This window comes from Vibrio sp. D420a (assembly GCF_030248625.1).
Classification (GTDB): domain Bacteria; phylum Pseudomonadota; class Gammaproteobacteria; order Enterobacterales; family Vibrionaceae; genus Vibrio; species Vibrio fortis_A.
On the sequence record NZ_JAHGAN010000029.1, the window covers coordinates 39,367 to 58,363 of the forward strand.

The window sequence follows — 18,997 nt, forward strand, 5'->3', positions numbered from 1 at the left end:
ATGTCTGCGATTTGCCGTTTTCTCTTAATGGCCGTGATGACACACATCCATGTGTTCTGAAACTCACATCCAACACCGCTCTATTTCTTACAATAGATACCATGCAGTAACGTAATCATTGCCTTCACCTCTTCACTACTCAATGTGTAGTAAACCGTTTGAGCTTGTTTACGTGTTTCAACTAAACCATCTCGCCTTAGCCATGCTAAATGTTGCGATAAAGCCGATTGGCTCAACTCTAACATATTGCACAACTCACCTACCGATAACTCGCTATCATGTAATAGACACAAAATCTGTAGGCGGCGCTCGTTAGCCATCGCTTTCAACAACACAACGGCTTGTGCCGAGTTTTTCTCCATTTCTTTCAAGTTCATAGTTTGGCTCCCTACTACCTTCAACGCCAACTACGGGCTATCAGTACTAATTACGGCATATTGTAGAGTTATGATAATCGATATCAATTCATTAACAAACTAACTCACTCGAACAAATTACTAAAATCTGCGTCACATACATTTTTAACTGCCGGATGTTGGATCATCCTCTCAGCAAAAATGACATAGTACTCTTCTTTCAGCTCGTCAATGCCACCCAACATCTGTAACGAGGTATCCTCTTCTACTTCAGATAAGTAGAGTGTCGGCGCTAAGAAAATGGCATCGTGGTGATAACGCGCAAAGGCTTTCATTAATGCGGCATCGTCAAACTCGCCCAAAATATCCGGTTTTAGACCCTGTCTATCAAACCATTGCAAAACCTTACGCCCCATCGAAGTGCGGCTACCTGGTATTAATAGCTTTCTCTGTTCGAGTACTGCAGGGAAACTGACATTGTCGACCTTACCTGTACAGAAAAAGCTCATACCACTCTCACCCAGTTTCTTACTGAATAACCCTGGGCTCTGGCTTGAGTCAACTGGGCAGTCGGATAGGATCATATCGAGCTTATGTTGAGACAGCTGTTCTAATAGCATTTCGTGGGTCGATTCAAAACAGCGTAAGTGGATACTGTTATCTTCAGGAATAGTCGACATTAAGATCTTGCTGACAAGCCTTTTTGACAGCGCATCTGCAACGCCGACATCAAACAGAATATTGGAGTGTTGGCTGTAATTAACGATATCCAGCATCTCATAGCTCAGACCAAACATACGATCGGCGTATTTAAAAACCAGTTGGCCAAGTTCTGTTGGCTCGACACTTCGTCCATTACGTTTAGTAAGCTTGCCATCCATCCGCTCTTCAAGAGCTTTAATTTGCCCTGTGACGGTTTGAGGCGTTAAGAAGAGCGCTTCAGCTGCTTTAGTGATTGAACCTTGCTTGCACACCATCCAGAAATAATAGAGGTGGTTGTAATTAAGATGCGACATGATTAAAGCCGTATAGAGTTATGTGACACTCTTTTATAGCAAATATGACACCTCGCCTCAATAACTTCGGTTTTTACAACTGTTAGACACAAAAACCAATACATTTACCGAAACATTAAGATTCACACTGTCATATTCGATGATAGAAAATCGATTTTTTTTCAATTTTCTCGATCAAACCCGCAATAAACCAAAGGTCATTAAAACCTTAAAATACAAAAGCTTAGATCAATATAATTAGCTGTCAAAATATTTAAACAGCAAATCATCACAAAAAAAAGCCGCACCAATAAAAATGTAATATTACTGAAATATTTCCCCTCTAACATCACGCTCAGATTAACTAACAGACCAAACACAGACTTTAACGGTCCATGGAGAAAACATTATGAACCAAGCTACTACTGCAGCAGCGCCAATCTCGAGCACTACTCGCTGGCTACGCTGGGCTAACTTGGCATTCATGCTTTACCTACTACTTCTTTCTGTATCAATGGTAGGTACTGGCTTTAAATGGGCAACAGGCGAGCAAGCAAAGGTTCTTTTTGAATTTGCTTCACACCCAGTTGCAGGCTTAATGATCGGCTTGGTTGCAACAGCACTTATCCAATCATCAAGCACCGTGACATCTATTATCGTTGGCTTAGTTGCGGGTGGTTTACCTGTTGAAGTTGCTATCCCTATGATCATGGGTGCAAACATCGGTACAACGGTAACTAACACGCTTGTAAGTCTTGGCCACGTTCGTTGTAAGGACGAGTTTAAGCGTGCGTTTGCAAGTGCAACGATTCACGACTTCTTCAACCTACTAGCTGTAATGATCTTCCTACCGCTAGAGATGATGTTTGGTATTCTTGAGAAAGTATCTCACTGGTTGGTATCGCCAATGCTTGCAACTGGCGACATGAGCATGAAAGGACTGAACTTCATCAAACCAATCACTAAGCCTGTAGTAAGTGCAATCAAAGAGCCACTATCTACATTCGGTGACACAATAGGTGGCGTACTACTTATCGTTCTTGGTATCGCAACTATCTTCGTTGCTATCACAGTGATGGGCAAACTAATGAAGAGCCTAATGGTAGGCCGCGCTCGTGAAATCCTAAAGAACGCTATCGGTCGTGGTCCACTTCACGGTATCGCTTCTGGCTCAATCGTTACTGTTCTTGTTCAGTCTTCTTCGACTACAACAAGCTTGATGGTTCCGCTAGTAGGTTCAGGTGTTCTTAAAGTACGTGACGTTTACCCATTCACTCTAGGTGCAAACATCGGTACGTGTATCACAGCACTACTAGCAGCAACAGCGGTATCTGGTGAGTTCGCAGTATTCGCACTACAGATTGCTCTAGTACACCTAGTGTTCAACATCATGGCAACAGTATTCATCTTTGGTATTCCGTTCCTACGTGAACTACCAGTTAAAGCAGCAGACATGATTTCAGACATGGCTGTGAAGAACAAAGCAGTCGTAGCTGGTTACCTAATCGCTGTTTTCCTAGTGCTACCAGGTTCTATCCTAGCGCTAACTGCTTAAGCAAAAAGTCCATCGCATAATCAAAGCCCGCAACAAGAGTTGCGGGCTTTTTCTTTTTTAAGAGCAGATGAGAGATGCGAAAAAGCAGATACGGGATTCGAGTGAGCGAGTGACCGAAGAGCCAGAAGCAGGTGAGGGATACGGGTAAGAGAGTGGCGAACGGCTCGAACTGTGATTGTCGATCCGACACTAACTCAAAATGAACACGCTCTTCGTATCCCGTATCTCGCTTACTCGTATCTGCTCTTAGCTTTTCACATCCGTCATCCCGTTTCCTCACATCTAAAGAACCATCATTCCCTACAGCGAGGAACGAGCGTGATAGGGAATCTATCGAACGTCTCACGCAAGAGATTCCCTACTCCTTCCTCCGTCAGTCTAGGGAATGACGGGGAAAAAGCAGGTACGGGATGCGAGTAAACGAGTAGCGAAAAGCAAAAAAGCAGATTCGGGGGACGGGTAACGAACAGCACGAACTGTGATTATCGTTTTTAGTCTCCAGCGTATCCCTCTGATTAAGCACGCTCTTCGCATCTCGAATCCCGCTTACTCGTATCCAAAAGAACCGTCATTCCCCACAGCGAGGGACGAGCGTGATTGGGAATCTCACAGACGTGCAACGAAAGAGATTCCCTACTCCTTCCTCCGTCAGTCTAGGGAATGACGGGGTCAAAAAGCAGATACGGGATGCGAGTAAACGAGTAGCGAAGAGCAAAAAACAGATTCGTGGTACGGGTAACGAACAGCACGAACTGTGATTGTCGTTTTTAGTCTCTAATGTATCACTCAAAATAAGCATGCTCTTCGTATCCCGTATCTCGATTACTCGTATCTGCTCTTAGCTTTTCACATCCGTCATCCCGTTTCCTCACATCTAAAGAACCGTCATTCCCTACAGCGAGGAACGAGCGTGATAGGGAATCTATCGAACGTCTCACGCAAGAGATTCCCTACTCCTTCCTTCGTCAGTCTAGGGAATGACGGACACTCTTGCTCTTCGCATCTCGAATCCCGTTTACTCGTCACTGCCCTTCAAATACAAAAAAGGCTGCACCATGGCAGCCTTTCAAATCAATTTATGAGCGTGTTATACCGAAAATGGGTACTTAATCGCTTCGTGACACTCGTAGCCTTCTACCCAGAAGTCATCCAATGTTACCCATGTTTCTAAATCTTCTAGAGACTTAATCTCAGGGTTAATGTGGAAGGTTGCTGGAGTCAGAGGTTCACGCTTCAACTGGATATCACGCATTGGCGCAAGTTGGTCTTCGTAGATGTGAGCATTCACTAGCTTGTGATAAGCCACACCCGGTTTCTTGCCAGTGATTTGCGCCATAATCGCTAAGAATACGTAAACCTGAACCATATTGAAGTTAAGGCCTAACGGGACATCACAAGAGCGCTGCGTGCTGTTCAGGTACAGAGTATCACCGAGTAGAGAGAAGTGATGGCTGTACATGCACGGACGAAGACACCCCATGTGGAATTCGCCAGGGTTGTAGAAGTTTAGGATCTCACCGCGGTCATCAACACCACGCGTTAGGTCATCGACAATCTTCTTTAACTGATCGATGTGCCCGCCGTCAGGCTTTGCCCATGCGCGACCTTGAACACCGTAAACACGACCCATATCATCTTCACCTTTACGGTGAGGGTTGTTCAGCCATGCCTCATTGAGGTTTGCGTTCGCGTCCCATGTTTTGGTACCCAGCTTACGAAAGTCTTCCGCGTTATCATAACCACGGATGTAGCCTAGCAGCTCAGCGACTGCCGCTTTCCAAAAGCTCTTACGCGTCGTCACAAGTGGGAACTGGTTGTTGCCAACATCGTAAGTCAGGTCTGCATTGATCACCGTTAGGCAGCGTTTGCCTGTACGCTCGTTTTCAATCCACGTGCCTTCATCAACGATTCGCTGACAGAGTTCTAAATACTGCTTCACACCAATTCCTTACTTCGTTTGTTGTGGGACTTCATCTTTGTAGTGACCGCGCTTGTAAGCCCAAACCACCATAAGAACACCGATAATGACCATAGGTAGAGACAGGATTTGACCCATCGAGATAAATCCGCCAAACAGACCTAGGTGTGCATCAGGTTCGCGCACGTATTCTACTAGGAAACGGAAGCTTCCGTAACCCGCAAGGAACAGGCCAGAAACCGAACCTAATGGGCGAGGCTTCTTAATAAACCAGTTCAAGATGAAGAACAGGACAATACCTTCAAGCGCCATTTCGTACAGTTGAGATGGGTGGCGTGGCAGCGGACCACCATTCGGGAATACGACCCCCCATGGCACATCCGTCACTCGGCCCCACAATTCGCTGTTCATGAAGTTACCTAAGCGTCCCATACCCAAGCCAAACGGCACCAATGGCGCGATCATGTCGGCTACGCCAAAGAAGGTTCGACCGTTCTTTTTCGCATACCAGAACATTGCGGTAATAACACCTAGCAGACCACCGTGGAATGACATGCCGCCAGTCCATACTTTAAAGAGGTACAGAGGATCCGCTAAGAAAAGGTCGAAGTTGTAAAACAGCACATAACCAACACGGCCGCCAATGACAACACCCAAGAAACCAGCAAACAACAGATCTGATACTTGCTCACGAGTCCAGCCGCTGTTTGGTTGGTCTGCACGACGATTAGCCAACCACATCGCAAAGACAAAACCGACAAGGTACATCAAGCCATACCAACGAACAGAAATTGGCCCTAGTTCAATCAGAACAGGATCGATATTGGGGAATTCGATAAAACCCTGAGACATATTTAGCTCTCTATCTAATATAAAAGAATTAGCCAACGGCTAAGAGGAATACACTACAGCAGCATGGTCGCGGCTATAAACATTAAAAAGACGGCGAACACTTTCTTTAATACGGGCGTTGGTAGCTGCGTTGCTAACTTAGCACCAATTCGAGTGGTGAGCACCGAAGTGCAAGAGATAGCCACCAGCGCAGGCACGTAAACATAACCCAAGCTGTACGCAGGCAAAGATTCAACCGACGAACCGTGCCAAATAAAGCCAATCATACCTGATATAGCAATCACACAACCGCAGACCGACGAAGAGCCGACCGCCTTGCGCATCTCAACCCCATGGTGATTGAGGAAAGGCACAGACAATGAACCACCGCCGATTCCAGCTAAGCTCGAGATCACACCAATGCCGCCACCGCATGCGACCGTTTTTGCCGGTGCAGGCATGGTCTTTTGGCTACGAGAACGTATCGACAGCAGCATTTGTAATGCCAGTAGCAACACGATGATGCCAAACACTTTAGGCAGATATTGAGACGGAATCGAATCGGCAATAAAAGAACCCATAAAGCCGCCAACCACAACGCCAGGCATCAACCACTTCACCACGAACATCTCAACGTTACCAAGTTTAAGGTGGTTCAACGCAGAGGAGCCAGAGGTGACAATAATGGTCGACAAGGAGGTTGCCAACGCCATTTGCATCGCAATCTCTTGAGCGATACCCGCTTTAGGCAGTAAGAACAACAATGCAGGGACTACCAATAAGCCACCGCCAATGCCCAATAAGCCAGCCAATACACCAACGACGGCGCCAAGGCCCGCTAGCAAACCAATGAGTTCGTATGACACGTTTAATCCTATTTTTTGCCCGCTCTGATAAAGCCGGTAAATTCACGCTGTTCGAAATAGGACAGCATCATACTATAGATGTCACTGCCGTACGGCTGTACAAGTGCATTATTTGCTAAATCTTGTAAATCACTCAATGAGGACTGACGTATCAAATATTTGGTTCTTGCCACGTTCGAGGTGTTCATACTCAAGGTTTGATAACCAAGACCGATCAATAACAGTGCGCCCATCGGGTCACCCGCTAATTCACCACAGATACACACCGGCAGTTGATACTGCTTACAAGTATCGTGGATCTGCTTAAGCGCCATGATCACTGCAGGGTGCATGGATTCATAGACATCAGAGACACGAGAATTGTTCCGATCAACCGCCAATAAATATTGGGTTAAATCATTGGTACCGACAGATACGAAGTCGACACGGTCAGCAATCAATGGCAACAAGTAGAGCATTGACGGGACTTCAAGCATGATTCCGATACGTGGCATACGAACACGGTCATCAAGCTCATGCACCTCTTCGTAAGCCTGCTCGATAAGCTGTAATGCATCATCAAGCTCGCGAGCACCAGAAATCATCGGCAGAAGAATGCTGAGGTTCTGACTGCCACAGCTAGCTCTCAGCATTGCTCTTAGCTGAATGATAAAGATATCTGGATGGTCGAGGGTGAATCGAATACCGCGCCAGCCCAAGAATGGGTTGTCCTCTTCAATCGGGAAGTAAGGCAGAGCTTTATCACCACCAATATCCAAAGTACGCATCACCACTTGTTTATCCGGGTAACTCTCGAGTACCGATTGATACTGCTTTACTTGTTCGTCTTCGGAAGGAAAACGCTGTTGCAGAAGGAAAGAGATCTCGGTGCGATACAGACCGACACCATCAACCCCTTGATTGAGCGCGATGTTGGTATCGGCACTCAAGCCTGCATTTAGGAGAATCTCGACCTGATGATCGTCTTGTGTTTTAGCGGGTAGGTGAATATCACGGTTCACCATTGAAGAGAGTTCAGTCTCTTCAAGGATCAGCTCTCGATACTCTTTCAGTAGATTCTGGGTAGGCTCAATAAATATCTCGCCACTGTAGCCATCAACAATCACCTGCTTGCCATTCACATTAGCAAGATTAAGAGTCACCCCCATCACCGATGGAATGCCTAATGCTCGTGACAAAATCGCAGCGTGAGAGTTAGCCGCACCCTCTAGCGAGATCACCGCAAGCAGCTTCTCTTTTGGGATCGAAGCCAACACAGAGGCAGTAAGTTCACGTACCACTAATACGATAGGCTTCTCTAAAGAACGCTGCTCTTGCTCTGAGTTGTGTAAGAAATAGAGCAGACGCTGTCCAAGCTCTCTAATGTCTTGCGCTCGTTCACGCAGATAGAGATCAGACATACGAGCAAAACGACTTGAGTAGCTCTCCACGACTTGTCTCAGTGCCCAATCGGCTTTATCCCCTTTCTGAACCTGTGCCTTGAGATCATTTCGCAGCATCGGGTCATTCAAAAGGTGCGTAAACAGGTCGAAAATCGCCAGAGCGTCTTTGTTAATATCACTGTCTAAGCGCTTACGCATGCGCTTAAAGTCATTCAGTGCGTTCTCAACTGCGACCGCGAGCAACTCATGTTCGCGTTCGATATCAAGCGTTGAAGCAGGATAAACATCGGTTAACTCTGGCTGGGTGTTATCCCACCACAACTCACCAATGGCGACACCTGATGAAGCCGCGATACCTTTAGTCGAAGGTTGGTCTTGATGCTCCAGCAGCCACAGACCTTGCGTTTGAGCATGAGCGACAATAACCGCCAGCTGTGCAGAGAGAGTAACGAGAAACGACTCTTCCATTTCACTGAACAAGCGCGGTGATTTTTGCTGAATAACCAGAACCCCAAGCACTTGCTTGCGGTGAATGATAGGAGTACCAAGAAATGAGTGATAAACGTCTTCCCCCAGTTCCGGGAAAAACTTATAAGCAGGATGCGCAGAAGCTTGCGCTAGGTTGATAGGCTCAGCACTTCGTTTAACCAAGCCGACTAAGCCCTCGTTAAACCCAATATGGATGCTGTTCCCTTCAAAAATGAGGCCTTGAGTTGCCATCAACTCAAGGCGCTGCATATCATTGTTGGCTAAGTACACAGTGCAGCACTCAGTCTGCATCGCGCTGCACGTCTCTTTAACTAAAATATCCAATGCGGTTGAGACATCTTCAACCCTAGATACGTGTTCAACTATTTCCCTTAGTTGACTGAGCATGCTTAACCTCTACGCTGTTTGCGTTTTCCTTTTATTTTTCGCTCTTTAAATGGCATAGCTAAAGAAGCGAACTCTTTCATTGCACGACGGTAAACATCTCGCTTGAAAGAAACAACTTGTCGAACTGGGTACCAGTAACTTACCCAACGCCAACCATCAAACTCAGGTGTACTTCCACGCTGCATGTTAATACGCGATTCATCGCAGTCTAAACGCAGAAGAAACCACTTCTGTTTTTGTCCAATACAGACAGGTTTTGAATCCCATCGAACCAGTCGTTTGGGTAGCTTATAGCGTAACCAATGACGACTTGTCGCGACGATCTTTACATCCTTTTTGGTAAGGCCAACCTCTTCATATAACTCACGGTACATTGCCTGTTCCGGAGTTTCACCTTCATCGATTCCCCCTTGAGGGAACTGCCATGAATGTTGCCCGTATCGTTTAGCCCAGAAGACCTGACCATGGTTGTTACAGATTACAATACCAACGTTTAATCGGTAACCATCGCCATCTATCACTGGCCAACCTCTATTTAAATTTTTAATTACACTGATTTTTCCACATATCCCCAAGCGGAGCAAACTTCGTGACGTGATTAGGGCGATATTTATGAATAATTTCTTAAAACTGGATAACTTTTGCTCATAAAATAGTTACCCACACAATAGTGAGACATAGACCACATTTATTCACCTTTTCTGTGAATAACTATGTGAAGAATTCACCGCAAACGTTTTTTTTAATCCATAGTTTCATCAACAACTAAAACAAGCTGCAACCCAACCAAGAAAATAAAACATAATAATCATGAACTTAAAATAAATCTCACGCTAAACAAAAATTACATTTTTCAAATGATCTTTTAAAAACTCAACATGGTTAAAGATCAACCACCCTTAGCTTTATCCACACTCATCACTAAAAGATTCATTTTGTACGCCATTTAGCAAGCATTTTATCCCCTTAAAACCCCTGTTTATTTATCCATTAGTTTGTTTTTATTGGATTTTAGCCTCTCAGCCTGTGGATAACCGTAGGATTGATCCCTAAATCGCCACTGTGATCATTTATTAACCACACTGCATTTTCAGTTGAATCTGATAAAATCGGCGTTTTACCAACTCGAAGTCTTATGAAACCTGAACCACAAACTGAAGCTGAGCTGCTAGACCGAGCCTACGCCATTGCCGGTATGACCTTTCAAGAACTGGCAGAGGAAGCTGAAATGACCATGCCTAAAGATCTTAAGCGAGATAAAGGGTGGGTTGGGCAGCTATTGGAGTGGCACCTAGGCGCCCCCGCTGGGAGTAAACCAGAGCAGGACTTCGCGCATCTAGGTATTGAACTTAAAAGTATTCCGATCAGTTACAGTGGCAAGCCATTAGAGAGCACTTTTGTGTGTGTGGCACCTCTGATGGGCGTTCAAGGCCTGACCTGGGAAACCAGTCACGTTCGCAACAAGTTATCCAAAGTTTTGTGGATCCCAGTTGAGGGAGAGCGTGAGATCCCGTTGGCAGATCGTCACGTAGGATCACCACTGTTGTGGACACCAAGTGAAGAGGAAGAAGAGATTCTCAAACGAGATTGGGAAGAACTGATGGAGTTGATCGTTTTAGGTAACGTCGAGCAGATCACTGCACGTCATGGTGAAGCATTGCATCTTCGTCCAAAAGCGGCACACAGCCGAGTGCTAACCGAGGCGTACGGCGCGAGTGGCAAGCCAATTAAGACTAAGCCACGCGGCTTCTATCTGAGAACTCAGTTTACTCATCAGCTACTGACAAAACACTACGCTTGATAACGAGCTACTTTGCAACTACTTAATGTGGGTTAAGCGCTAACTCTATATCGCAATAGCGTTGACTTGGCTCACTACCAAACTCGTCATACGTGTTGTGGAGGCGTAAATAGGCCTTATCGAAACCAAGTCTGAGGAGCTCCTCTTTGACTTGATCAAGTGATCCAAAGTGTACTGGCTCTCCACCTTGCTTCACCGGCTCTAATTTATGCTTATATTCCACTGCTAATAGATACTCTGGGATATCGGAACACCCGATAACATAAACCTTAGGTGTTCGATAAGAGTCTTTGTGATCGCCATGCAACCACATATCTAGTTGATGCTTTTGCATACCTCACCTCCCTCAATATCTTTAGCTTAGTCGAACTGCTTTTGTTTGCTAAATAACCCTTTAAAAAATATGCAAAGAGGAGCGTATTGCTCCTCTTTTTAGCGGTACTGATTCAGAGATCTCCCTCCGACGCCATAACCAGCACCTATTTCATTATCCTAGGGAGTGACAGGTGCCATCACTCCCTCTGATTACGTCAGTATTCGCGCACTTAGAACACGACGAAGGTGACGAACACGACGTTCAATAGTGACAGCTTCAGGCTCTGAAAATCCGATTGGTCGTCCATCGGCTTCTAGACCGATATCTTTAAGTAAGTGTGCGTTCTCCCATGGAAGATCGTAAGCACTACGACGAACTTTCCGTTTCCAGGCTCGCTCTTCATGACGAAGATCGGCGCGAATAAGGACTGTGGCTAATTTTAGGTAAACTGAGTGACGCATAATGTATTCTCCAGTAGTGGAATTAAACTGGGGAAAAATAGCGTGAAATAAGAGATAGAGATGTCTTAGCTGCTATTTTTCCGCAGCCAAGTAAGGATACGGATTAATTAGTTAGATTTATCTTGGGTGTTGCGATCGGCCATCACTGATAGACGTGGCATAGCGGCCACCATGTCAGTGCTAGGATCAAACGACGCGCAAATGTGCTGAATAAAATCGAAATGTTTCATTTGCGCCTCCAAGCTAATTAATTAATCCAAAAAGATGTGATTCGAATGCTTTTGGTTTGATATTAAACCATTGCTTTCACGGTTAAATTCTATCCAAACGAGAACATTATTCAACCACTTATCTATTAACAATCTGAAAACAAAGCATTCACCTAAAATCTCAGTTGCATATAATATTAAGCATAAGATATTCACTATGATTATATAAATCTGTAGAGCTTATCTCTGTTCAAACTTTTCAGTCAGATAGAAAGCTTCGACCAAAAACAAAAAAAGCCACGCAGTGCGTGGCTTTCAAATAATAGTATTGCTTAGACTAGTCCTTCAGATATCAAGCTGTGCTTATTGAGCAAGCGATACATGGTAGCACGCGAAACACCCAACTCCTTGGCTGCCAATGAAACCTGCCCCGCATGCGACTCTAATACGACAATTAAGGCGTCACGCTCAGAGCGCTCTCGGATACTCTTCAAGCTGCGTTTCTCATCTTGCTGCTTTGGTAAATCAAGATGCTCTTCATCAATGATGATCGAGTCAGACATCAATACCACACGCTTAATTTGATTCATCAACTCACGCACATTGCCTGGCCAATGATAACGAGACAATGCAGTGGCTGCCGACTCTGAAAAGTTCTTAGCCTGTGCGTTGAACTCTTTGGAGTAATCATGCAAGAAGTGGTTTGCCAAGATAGGGATATCACTGACACGTTCTTTCAAGCTAGGGACATGGATTCGCAACACATTAATGTAATGATAAAGCTCCTCGTTAAAGTCCCCTTCAATCAAGGCCTTTTCTATATCTGAAGAGTTTGAGGCCAGAATACGCACGTCCACTGAGCGCAGACCTTTTGAGGTCTCAACCTTACCGTCTTGCAAAAACTTAAGCAGGTTCATCTGCTGATTTCTAGGCATGGCTAAGATATCGTTAAACAGTATCGTTCCACCATCCGCCTCTTCGAGCATACATGGGGTATCACCTGTTTTACCTGCCAAGCCAAACAGTTCACTTTCGATTCTTGACTCTGAAAGCGCACGACAGTTCACAGTCAAGAAAGGGTGCTTAGCACGAGAAGAGTGTCTGTGAATTGAACGGGCAACGGTCTCTTTACCTGCCCCACTGTCTCCTGAGATCAAGATACTAACGTCTGTCGGACCAATTCGCTTAACTTGGTCTCTCAGTCGTTTGACTGCTACAGAGTCCCCTAAAAGCCCCATATCACTGTTCAAACCGTAATTTGGCCACACCTTCTTCTCAAGCTTTAACATGCCTAACTGGTGCCCTATCGTGCTAAGTAGCTGAGCATCCGGGATCGGAGTCGTGAAGAAGTCGATACAGAAATTCACGATAAACTGGCAGATAGTGTCTGAACTTAATTGTGATTCACGAATCAGAGCTAACCATCTTACCTGTTTGTTATTACTCACTAAATTAGCGACGCCATTAAGACTAAACTCATCATGGCTTAGATCAACGATCCCAATACAGGGACCGGTTTCCGTAAAGAGTGCATCTGCCTTTCGTAGGTCTGCACACTGAGTGCATTGCCAACCCACTTGTTCTAATACAGATAACCAAGGCTCGTACGCACCACCAACGACGATAAGAGAGCCTGGTAAGGAATCCATCTTAAATTGAGTTCCCATCCTTCTTCCTTATTCAATTTTCTATTTATTTGGCCGAGTACTAACTATTGCTCTTCCCTATATATGGGAAATTCACTGCGCAAGCAAGTTCATATTCACGCCAAAGACGTTTAGTAGTGAGACTATCTAAGATTCTTCGTCTCAATAGTAAGACTATGTCACAAATAATGATTTTTCGAACTCAGAGTGCGGAGTAGGTAAGGTTTTGATACGCCTAGAAATAAAAAAGCCACCCGAAGGTGGCTTTTAGAATTCACGCTAAATGCGAAAGCGAAAGATTACGCTTGTGGACGCATCGCTGGGAATAGGATCACGTCACGGATTGTGTGCGTGTTAGTGAACAGCATTGCTAGACGGTCGATACCGATACCTTGGCCTGCTGTTGGCGGTAGGCCGTGCTCAAGTGCTGTGATGTAGTCTGCATCGTAGTACATTGCTTCGTCATCGCCAGCATCTTTCGCGTTAACTTGCGCTTTGAAACGCTCGTCTTGGTCTTGTGCGTCGTTTAGCTCTGAGAAGCCGTTTGCTACTTCACGACCACCGATAAAGAACTCAAAACGGTCTGTGAAGAACGGGTTGTCATCGCTACGACGTGCTAGAGGAGAGATGTCCGCTGGGTAGCCAGTGATGAACGTTGGTTGAATTAACTGAGGCTCAGCCGTTTCACCAAAGATCTCTTCTAGAAGTTGACCACATGTCCAGAATGTTTCTACTTCAACGTGTACAGATTTTGCGATAGCTACCATCTTCTCACGGTCTTGTAGATCTGCTTCTGTTAGCGCTTGAATCTCAGCGTGCTCAGGGTTGTAGTGCTTGATTGCATCAAACATGCTCATGCGAGCGTACTTGCCACCGAACTCTACAGTTTCGTCACCGTAAGGCATAGAAGTCGAACCAAGAACGTCCATCGCTGCTGTGCTTAGCATCTCTTCTGTTAGATCCATCAGATCTTTGTAGTCAGAGTACGCTTGGTAGAATTCCATCATTGTGAATTCTGGGTTGTGACGTGGAGATAGACCTTCGTTACGGAAGTTACGGTTGATCTCGAATACACGGTCAAAGCCACCTACAACTAGACGCTTCAGGTAAAGCTCAGGTGCAACACGTAGGTACATGTCGATGTCTAGTGCGTTGTGGTGAGTGATGAATGGACGTGCAGTCGCACCACCAGGGATCACGTGCATCATTGGCGTTTCAACTTCTAGGTAGCCTTTTGAGCTCATGAAGTTACGGATTGAAGATACAAGCTTAGAGCGCACGATGAATGCGTTGCGAGAGTCTTCGTTCACGATTAGGTCAACGTAACGCTGACGGTAACGCATCTCTTGGTCAGTCAGGCCGTGGAACTTCTCTGGAAGTGGACGAAGTGCTTTAGTTAGCAGCTCGTAAGACTCCATGTTCACGTAAAGGTCGCCTTTACCTGACTTGTGAAGTGCACCTTTAACACCGATGATGTCACCGATATCTAGGCCTTGGTATTTCTCTTTAAGCTCTTTTTGAACATCTTTTGCAGCGTACGCTTGGATACGGCCTGATGTTTCTTGAATAGCTAGGAATGGACCACGCTTAGCCATTACACGGCCAGCGATTGCAACAACGTGGTTTAGCTCTTCTAGCTCTTCTTTAGTCTTTTCACCGAATTCCGCTTGAAGGTCGCCAGCTAGGTGCTCACGACGGAAATCATTTGGGTGACCGTTTGCTTTGCAGCTCTTGCGGATATGATCCAGCTTGCTACGACGCTCGGCGATCAACTTATTCTCTTCTTGTGCGTTTTCGTTTTGAACAGCATCAGTCATTTTCGATGTATCCTGTCTTTCTTTATGAAAATTGTTTTTCGGTGAAAAGCTTACAGACCTGATTTCAGGCTAGCTTCGATAAATTTGTCTAGGTCGCCATCAAGAACCGCTTGAGTATTGCGGTTTTCAACGCCAGTACGTAGATCTTTGATGCGCGAGTCATCCAGTACGTAAGAGCGGATTTGGCTACCCCAACCGATGTCAGATTTAGCATCTTCATTCGCTTGCTTCTCTGCGTTCTGCTTTTGAATCTCTAATTCAAACAGTTTTGCACGAAGCTGCTTCATCGCTTGGTCTTTGTTCTTATGCTGAGAACGGTCATTCTGACATTGAACCACAGTGTTGGTTGGAACGTGAGTAATACGAACCGCCGATTCCGTGGTGTTTACGTGCTGACCACCCGCGCCAGATGCACGGTATACGTCAATACGTAGATCAGAAGGGTTAATGTCGATATCAATGTTGTCATCAATCTCTGGGTAGATAAACGCAGAAGCAAACGACGTATGACGACGACCGCTCGAGTCAAATGGAGACTTACGAACTAGGCGGTGTACACCCGTTTCTGTACGTAGCCAGCCATAAGCGTACTCACCTGAGATGCGAACCGTAGCCCCTTTAAGGCCAGCAACTTCACCCTCAGAAACTTCAATTACTTCGGTCTTGAAGCCTTTCGCTTCAGCCCAACGCAAGTACATGCGTAGCATCATTGAAGTCCAGTCTTGCGCTTCTGTACCACCTGAACCTGATTGTAGGTCGATGTAGCAATCAGATGCGTCGTGATCGCCTGCGAACATACGACGGAACTCTAGCTTCTCTAGCTTAGCTTCTAGCTCAGCCAGTTCAGGTTCGATCTCGTCAAATGTCTCTTGATCTTCTTCTTCAACCGCTAGCTCAAGTAGGCCTTCCACATCCTCAACACCTTGGTCAAGTTGGTCGATGGTCTCTACCACAGCTTCCAGTGATGCACGCTCTTTACCCAGTGCTTGCGCACGTTCAGGCTCGTTCCATACATCCGGTTGTTCTAGTTCTGCGTTTACTTCTTCTAGACGCTCTTGTTTAGCGTCATAGTCAAAGGTACCCCCTCAGGATATTTGTGCGCTCAGACACATCCTGCAGACGGTTTTTGATTGGATTGATTTCAAACATTTTAGCTCATCATTTATGAGTAGAATTTAACCGAAGAATTGTACTCAAAAGTGTGACGGAGATACAGGAATTTTTAGATAAGAAAGTCGAACAATCGCTGATGAATGCGCAAAAGGAAATCAGCGAGATAAGAATGGGGTTAACATAAGGTTAAAAACAACAATAACGCGCCCCAAAGGAGCCGGGGCACGCGTTCAATTTTGCTTTTAGCGTAAACGAATTGGTCGCTACTTAGCTTCGATATTGTCGATCATTAACTGCAATGATTGATTACCGCGGAACTCGTTGATATCCAGCTTATAGGCAAGGTGCACGGTTTTAACCGACGCATCTGGCCAGCGACGCAAATCGACATTAAAAGCAATACCATCAATCATCACATTGGTCGGGTGACCTTTGTAAAGTGGCTCCAGCATCAATTTCAGGTGCTTCTCACCGACTAGCTTTTGATGAAGCACTTTAAATTCGCCATCAAAGATTGGTTCTGGGAAAGCTTGTCCCCAAGGACCACCAGCACGCAAAAACTCAGCGGTATGCATGGAAAACTCTTCAGGAAGCAGCTCTCCATCCGACAAGATAATGCCTTTGAGTGCCGTTTCACCAAGATCTTGTTTTACCGCTTCATCAAACAGTTTGCTAAAGCGTTCGAAATCTTTTTCCATGATTGTTAAGCCCGCAGCCATTGCGTGGCCACCGAACTTAACAATCAGACCTGGATTCTGCGTATCAATCCGATCCAGCGTATCACGCATGTGTAAGCCAGGAATCGAGCGACAAGAGCCTTTAATGCTGCCCTCTCCTCCATCAGCAAACGCAATCACTGGGCGGTGATATTTATCTTTGATGCGAGAAGCAAGAATACCAATCACACCTTGGTGCCAATCACGTTGGAACAGTGCTAAACCACAGGGTAGATCTGCTTCGCCAAACTCCAGACGTTCACAGAAAGCGATCGCTTCCTGCTTCATGCCCTCTTCAATCTCTTTACGAGTTTGGTTAAGACCATCCAACTCACTCGCCATACGACGCGCCGCGTGGATGTTATTGCTCATCAGCAGTTCCACACCAAATGACATGTCGTCAAGGCGTCCAGCAGCATTGATACGAGGTCCAAGAGCAAAACCGAAATCAGACGCAACCAAACGACGAGCATCGCGCTTCGCAACTTCAATCAGTGCCTGAATGCCCGGACGCGCCTTGCCTGCACGAATACGCTGTAAGCCTTGGTGTACCAAGATACGGTTATTCTCATCAAGAGGGACAACGTCGGCAACCGTGCCAAGTGCTACGAGGTCAATCAATTCCATAAGTTTCGGTTCGGCCATACCTTGCTGGGCAAACCAACCGAGTTTTCGCATGTGAACGCATAGCGCCATCATCAGGTAGAATGCAACACCAACCCCCGCGAGTGCCTTAGAAGGAAACGCACAGCTTTCTAGGTTTGGGTTGACCATCGCATCCACCATCGGCAGCTCATGCCCCGGTAAGTGGTGGTCGGTAACAAGAACATCTAAGCCTTTCTCTTTGGCAAAACGTACCCCTTCAATCGATGAGACACCATTGTCCACGGTCATGATCACTTCCGCGCCAATCTCAATCGCCTGCTCTACCACTTCCGGGCTCAGACCATAGCCGTCTTCAAAACGATTTGGCACCAAGTAGTCAACGTTATTACTGCCAAGCATACGCAGCGCCAACACAGAAAGTGCAGAGCTGGTCGCGCCATCCGCGTCAAAGTCGCCCACGACAATAATGCGTTTCTGCTGCTGAATAGCTTTGAATAGCAACTCAACTGCCGCATCGATCCCGCCGAGCTTTTGGTACGAGTGCAAGCCTTTGGCTGCCGTCTCTAACTGAGCTGGGCTATTGATTCCACGACTCACGTAGATACGTTTGAGTAGTTCTGGCAAATCTGCAGGAAGAACGGAGGTATCGACTTCAGGGCGACGTTGTATCTCAATCATGACCTATTCGGCCCAAACCAAGTTGGGCCATTCCTTATGTGTAAATTTGGAAATGCGTGTTGCTGAGCAGCGAATTACTGCTCTAAGCGTTGGATAAGTTGCGCTGGAGGCAGGTAGCCACTCACAAGCTCACCACTTGGTAAGAAGATAGCTGGCGTGCCGCTGATACCAAGCTCGCGACCTAATTGGTATTGCTTAGCAATCACAGATTTGGTTTCAGACGTTGCTTTCGCCGAGTCTGGCATTTGACGATTCACTTTTGCATCGTGCATTGCCGCTTTCGGATCATCTGAGCCCCAGATAGCCGCCATTTGGTTAGCGACTTGACCCGTTGCCCCTTGACGCGGATAAGCCATGTAACGAACCGTAATACCTAGATCATTATAGCCCTGCATTTGGCTGTGTAGACGCACACAGTAGCCACAGGTGATGTCCGTGAAGACCGTAATCGCGTATTTTTCATCATCCGCTTTGTATTCGATGGTCGAGTCTGCCATCTCTGCGATCTTAGCTGCATTGATAGGAGCCTGACGCTCCGCTAATACGTCGCTGAATTTGCCGTTCTCATCCAGTGAGTAAAGCGTACCTGCGATGAAGTGATCACCCGATGGAGACGAGAAAATGATACCGCTATTGGTTTGAACCTCGACTAGACCATCGATATCCGATGGCACAACATCCGTCACTTTGACGCCAATCTTTTCAAAACGCTGAGTCAAAGCCTTAATATCGTAAGCTTGAGTGGGTGCTGCCTCTACTGCAGTCTTAACCTGCTCAACATTCTCTTCAGATGCGTTACAAGCAGTGATGACAAAAGGCAGTGCCAATAGAGGAAGACGGCGTAATACGCTCATT

The 18,997-nt window shown here is 46.0% G+C and carries 17 protein-coding genes; 2 read left to right on the top strand and 15 right to left on the bottom strand.

Going from position 1 to position 18,997, the window contains the following annotated elements; genetic code table 11:
* Positions 1-80: 80 nt before the first annotated feature.
* Positions 81-377, bottom strand: a complete 297-nt coding sequence (locus KI743_RS18720) for a metalloregulator ArsR/SmtB family transcription factor (RefSeq protein ID WP_032553177.1) — start codon at positions 375-377, stop codon at positions 81-83.
* Positions 378-481: 104 nt separating this feature from the next.
* The gene (gene nhaR, locus KI743_RS18725) at positions 482-1,372 is read right to left on the bottom strand and encodes a transcriptional activator NhaR (RefSeq protein ID WP_032553176.1); all 891 of its coding nucleotides are present in this window, start codon (positions 1,370-1,372) and stop codon (positions 482-484) included.
* Between the two features lie 388 nt (positions 1,373-1,760).
* On the opposite strand from nhaR, the gene KI743_RS18730 reads away from it, so the two are divergent.
* The gene (locus tag KI743_RS18730) at positions 1,761-2,906 is read left to right on the top strand and encodes a Na/Pi symporter (RefSeq protein ID WP_285467718.1); all 1,146 of its coding nucleotides are present in this window, start codon (positions 1,761-1,763) and stop codon (positions 2,904-2,906) included.
* Between the two features lie 1,087 nt (positions 2,907-3,993).
* On the opposite strand, the gene KI743_RS18735 is transcribed toward KI743_RS18730, so the two are convergent.
* Genes KI743_RS18735 through rppH form a run of 5 tightly spaced genes read right to left on the bottom strand, consistent with a single transcriptional unit; the run spans position 3,994 to position 9,300 of the window.
* Entirely contained in the window at positions 3,994-4,845 is an 852-nt protein-coding gene (locus KI743_RS18735; RefSeq protein ID WP_285467720.1) for a thymidylate synthase, read from the bottom strand.
* A gap of 9 nt (positions 4,846-4,854) precedes the next feature.
* Positions 4,855-5,676, bottom strand: coding sequence for a prolipoprotein diacylglyceryl transferase (lgt, locus tag KI743_RS18740; RefSeq protein WP_032553173.1), 822 nt, complete (start codon positions 5,674-5,676; stop codon positions 4,855-4,857).
* A gap of 53 nt (positions 5,677-5,729) precedes the next feature.
* Positions 5,730-6,521: a sulfite exporter TauE/SafE family protein gene (locus KI743_RS18745; protein WP_285467723.1), complete on the bottom strand. Its 792-nt coding sequence runs from the start codon at positions 6,519-6,521 to the stop codon at positions 5,730-5,732.
* 8 nt (positions 6,522-6,529) lie between these two features.
* A complete protein-coding gene (gene ptsP, locus KI743_RS18750) occupies positions 6,530-8,779 on the bottom strand; it encodes a phosphoenolpyruvate--protein phosphotransferase (protein ID WP_285467725.1) in 2,250 nt (749 codons plus the stop codon).
* 2 nt (positions 8,780-8,781) lie between these two features.
* Positions 8,782-9,300 (bottom strand): RNA pyrophosphohydrolase, encoded by a 519-nt coding sequence (gene rppH, locus KI743_RS18755; RefSeq protein ID WP_032553170.1) that lies wholly within the window; start codon positions 9,298-9,300, stop codon positions 8,782-8,784.
* Between the two features lie 614 nt (positions 9,301-9,914).
* Here rppH and mutH point away from each other — a divergent pair.
* Positions 9,915-10,580, top strand: coding sequence for a DNA mismatch repair endonuclease MutH (mutH, locus tag KI743_RS18760; RefSeq protein WP_285467727.1), 666 nt, complete (start codon positions 9,915-9,917; stop codon positions 10,578-10,580).
* Between the two features lie 22 nt (positions 10,581-10,602).
* Here the strand turns inward: mutH and KI743_RS18765 are convergent, their stop codons facing one another.
* The 8 genes from KI743_RS18765 to KI743_RS18800 form a co-directional block, all read right to left on the bottom strand.
* Positions 10,603-10,914: a DUF6482 family protein gene (locus KI743_RS18765; protein WP_032553168.1), complete on the bottom strand. Its 312-nt coding sequence runs from the start codon at positions 10,912-10,914 to the stop codon at positions 10,603-10,605.
* 191 nt (positions 10,915-11,105) lie between these two features.
* A complete protein-coding gene (locus KI743_RS18770; RefSeq protein ID WP_032553167.1) occupies positions 11,106-11,357 on the bottom strand; it encodes a hypothetical protein in 252 nt (83 codons plus the stop codon).
* Positions 11,358-11,464: 107 nt separating this feature from the next.
* A complete protein-coding gene (locus KI743_RS18775; protein ID WP_263641666.1) occupies positions 11,465-11,587 on the bottom strand; it encodes a hypothetical protein in 123 nt (40 codons plus the stop codon).
* A gap of 311 nt (positions 11,588-11,898) precedes the next feature.
* Entirely contained in the window at positions 11,899-13,233 is a 1,335-nt protein-coding gene (gene vpsR / locus KI743_RS18780; RefSeq protein WP_150895810.1) for a cyclic-di-GMP-binding transcriptional regulator VpsR, read from the bottom strand.
* A 278-nt stretch (positions 13,234-13,511) separates the two neighbouring features.
* Complete coding sequence (gene lysS / locus KI743_RS18785) at positions 13,512-15,029, bottom strand: lysine--tRNA ligase (RefSeq protein WP_152468170.1); 1,518 nt, start codon at positions 15,027-15,029, stop codon at positions 13,512-13,514.
* 50 nt (positions 15,030-15,079) lie between these two features.
* A protein-coding gene (prfB, locus tag KI743_RS18790; protein WP_150895812.1) for a peptide chain release factor 2 occupies positions 15,080-16,178 on the bottom strand; the annotation gives its coding sequence in 2 pieces (ribosomal slippage) (positions 15,080-16,102 and positions 16,104-16,178; 1,098 coding nt in all).
* A gap of 227 nt (positions 16,179-16,405) precedes the next feature.
* Complete coding sequence (gene recJ / locus KI743_RS18795) at positions 16,406-18,142, bottom strand: single-stranded-DNA-specific exonuclease RecJ (RefSeq protein WP_150895813.1); 1,737 nt, start codon at positions 18,140-18,142, stop codon at positions 16,406-16,408.
* A gap of 74 nt (positions 18,143-18,216) precedes the next feature.
* Entirely contained in the window at positions 18,217-18,996 is a 780-nt protein-coding gene (locus KI743_RS18800; protein ID WP_032553161.1) for a thioredoxin fold domain-containing protein, read from the bottom strand.
* Position 18,997 lies beyond the last annotated feature (1 nt).

Bases quoted from the DNA above. Each gene is read 5' to 3' on its own strand.
- KI743_RS18720 (WP_032553177.1), bottom strand. From the start codon at position 377: ATGAACTTGAAAGAAATGGAGAAAAACTCGGCACAAGCCGTTGTGTTG.
- nhaR (WP_032553176.1), bottom strand. From the start codon at position 1,372: ATGTCGCATCTTAATTACAACCACCTCTATTATTTCTGGATGGTGTGC.
- KI743_RS18730 (WP_285467718.1), top strand. From the start codon at position 1,761: ATGAACCAAGCTACTACTGCAGCAGCGCCAATCTCGAGCACTACTCGC.
- lgt (WP_032553173.1), bottom strand. From the start codon at position 5,676: ATGTCTCAGGGTTTTATCGAATTCCCCAATATCGATCCTGTTCTGATT.
- ptsP (WP_285467725.1), bottom strand. From the start codon at position 8,779: ATGCTCAGTCAACTAAGGGAAATAGTTGAACACGTATCTAGGGTTGAA.
- mutH (WP_285467727.1), top strand. From the start codon at position 9,915: ATGAAACCTGAACCACAAACTGAAGCTGAGCTGCTAGACCGAGCCTAC.
- KI743_RS18765 (WP_032553168.1), bottom strand. From the start codon at position 10,914: ATGCAAAAGCATCAACTAGATATGTGGTTGCATGGCGATCACAAAGAC.
- KI743_RS18770 (WP_032553167.1), bottom strand. From the start codon at position 11,357: ATGCGTCACTCAGTTTACCTAAAATTAGCCACAGTCCTTATTCGCGCC.
- KI743_RS18775 (WP_263641666.1), bottom strand. From the start codon at position 11,587: ATGAAACATTTCGATTTTATTCAGCACATTTGCGCGTCGTTTGATCCT.
- vpsR (WP_150895810.1), bottom strand. From the start codon at position 13,233: ATGGGAACTCAATTTAAGATGGATTCCTTACCAGGCTCTCTTATCGTC.
- lysS (WP_152468170.1), bottom strand. From the start codon at position 15,029: ATGACTGATGCTGTTCAAAACGAAAACGCACAAGAAGAGAATAAGTTG.
- recJ (WP_150895813.1), bottom strand. From the start codon at position 18,142: ATGATTGAGATACAACGTCGCCCTGAAGTCGATACCTCCGTTCTTCCT.
- KI743_RS18800 (WP_032553161.1), bottom strand. From the start codon at position 18,996: ATGAGCGTATTACGCCGTCTTCCTCTATTGGCACTGCCTTTTGTCATC.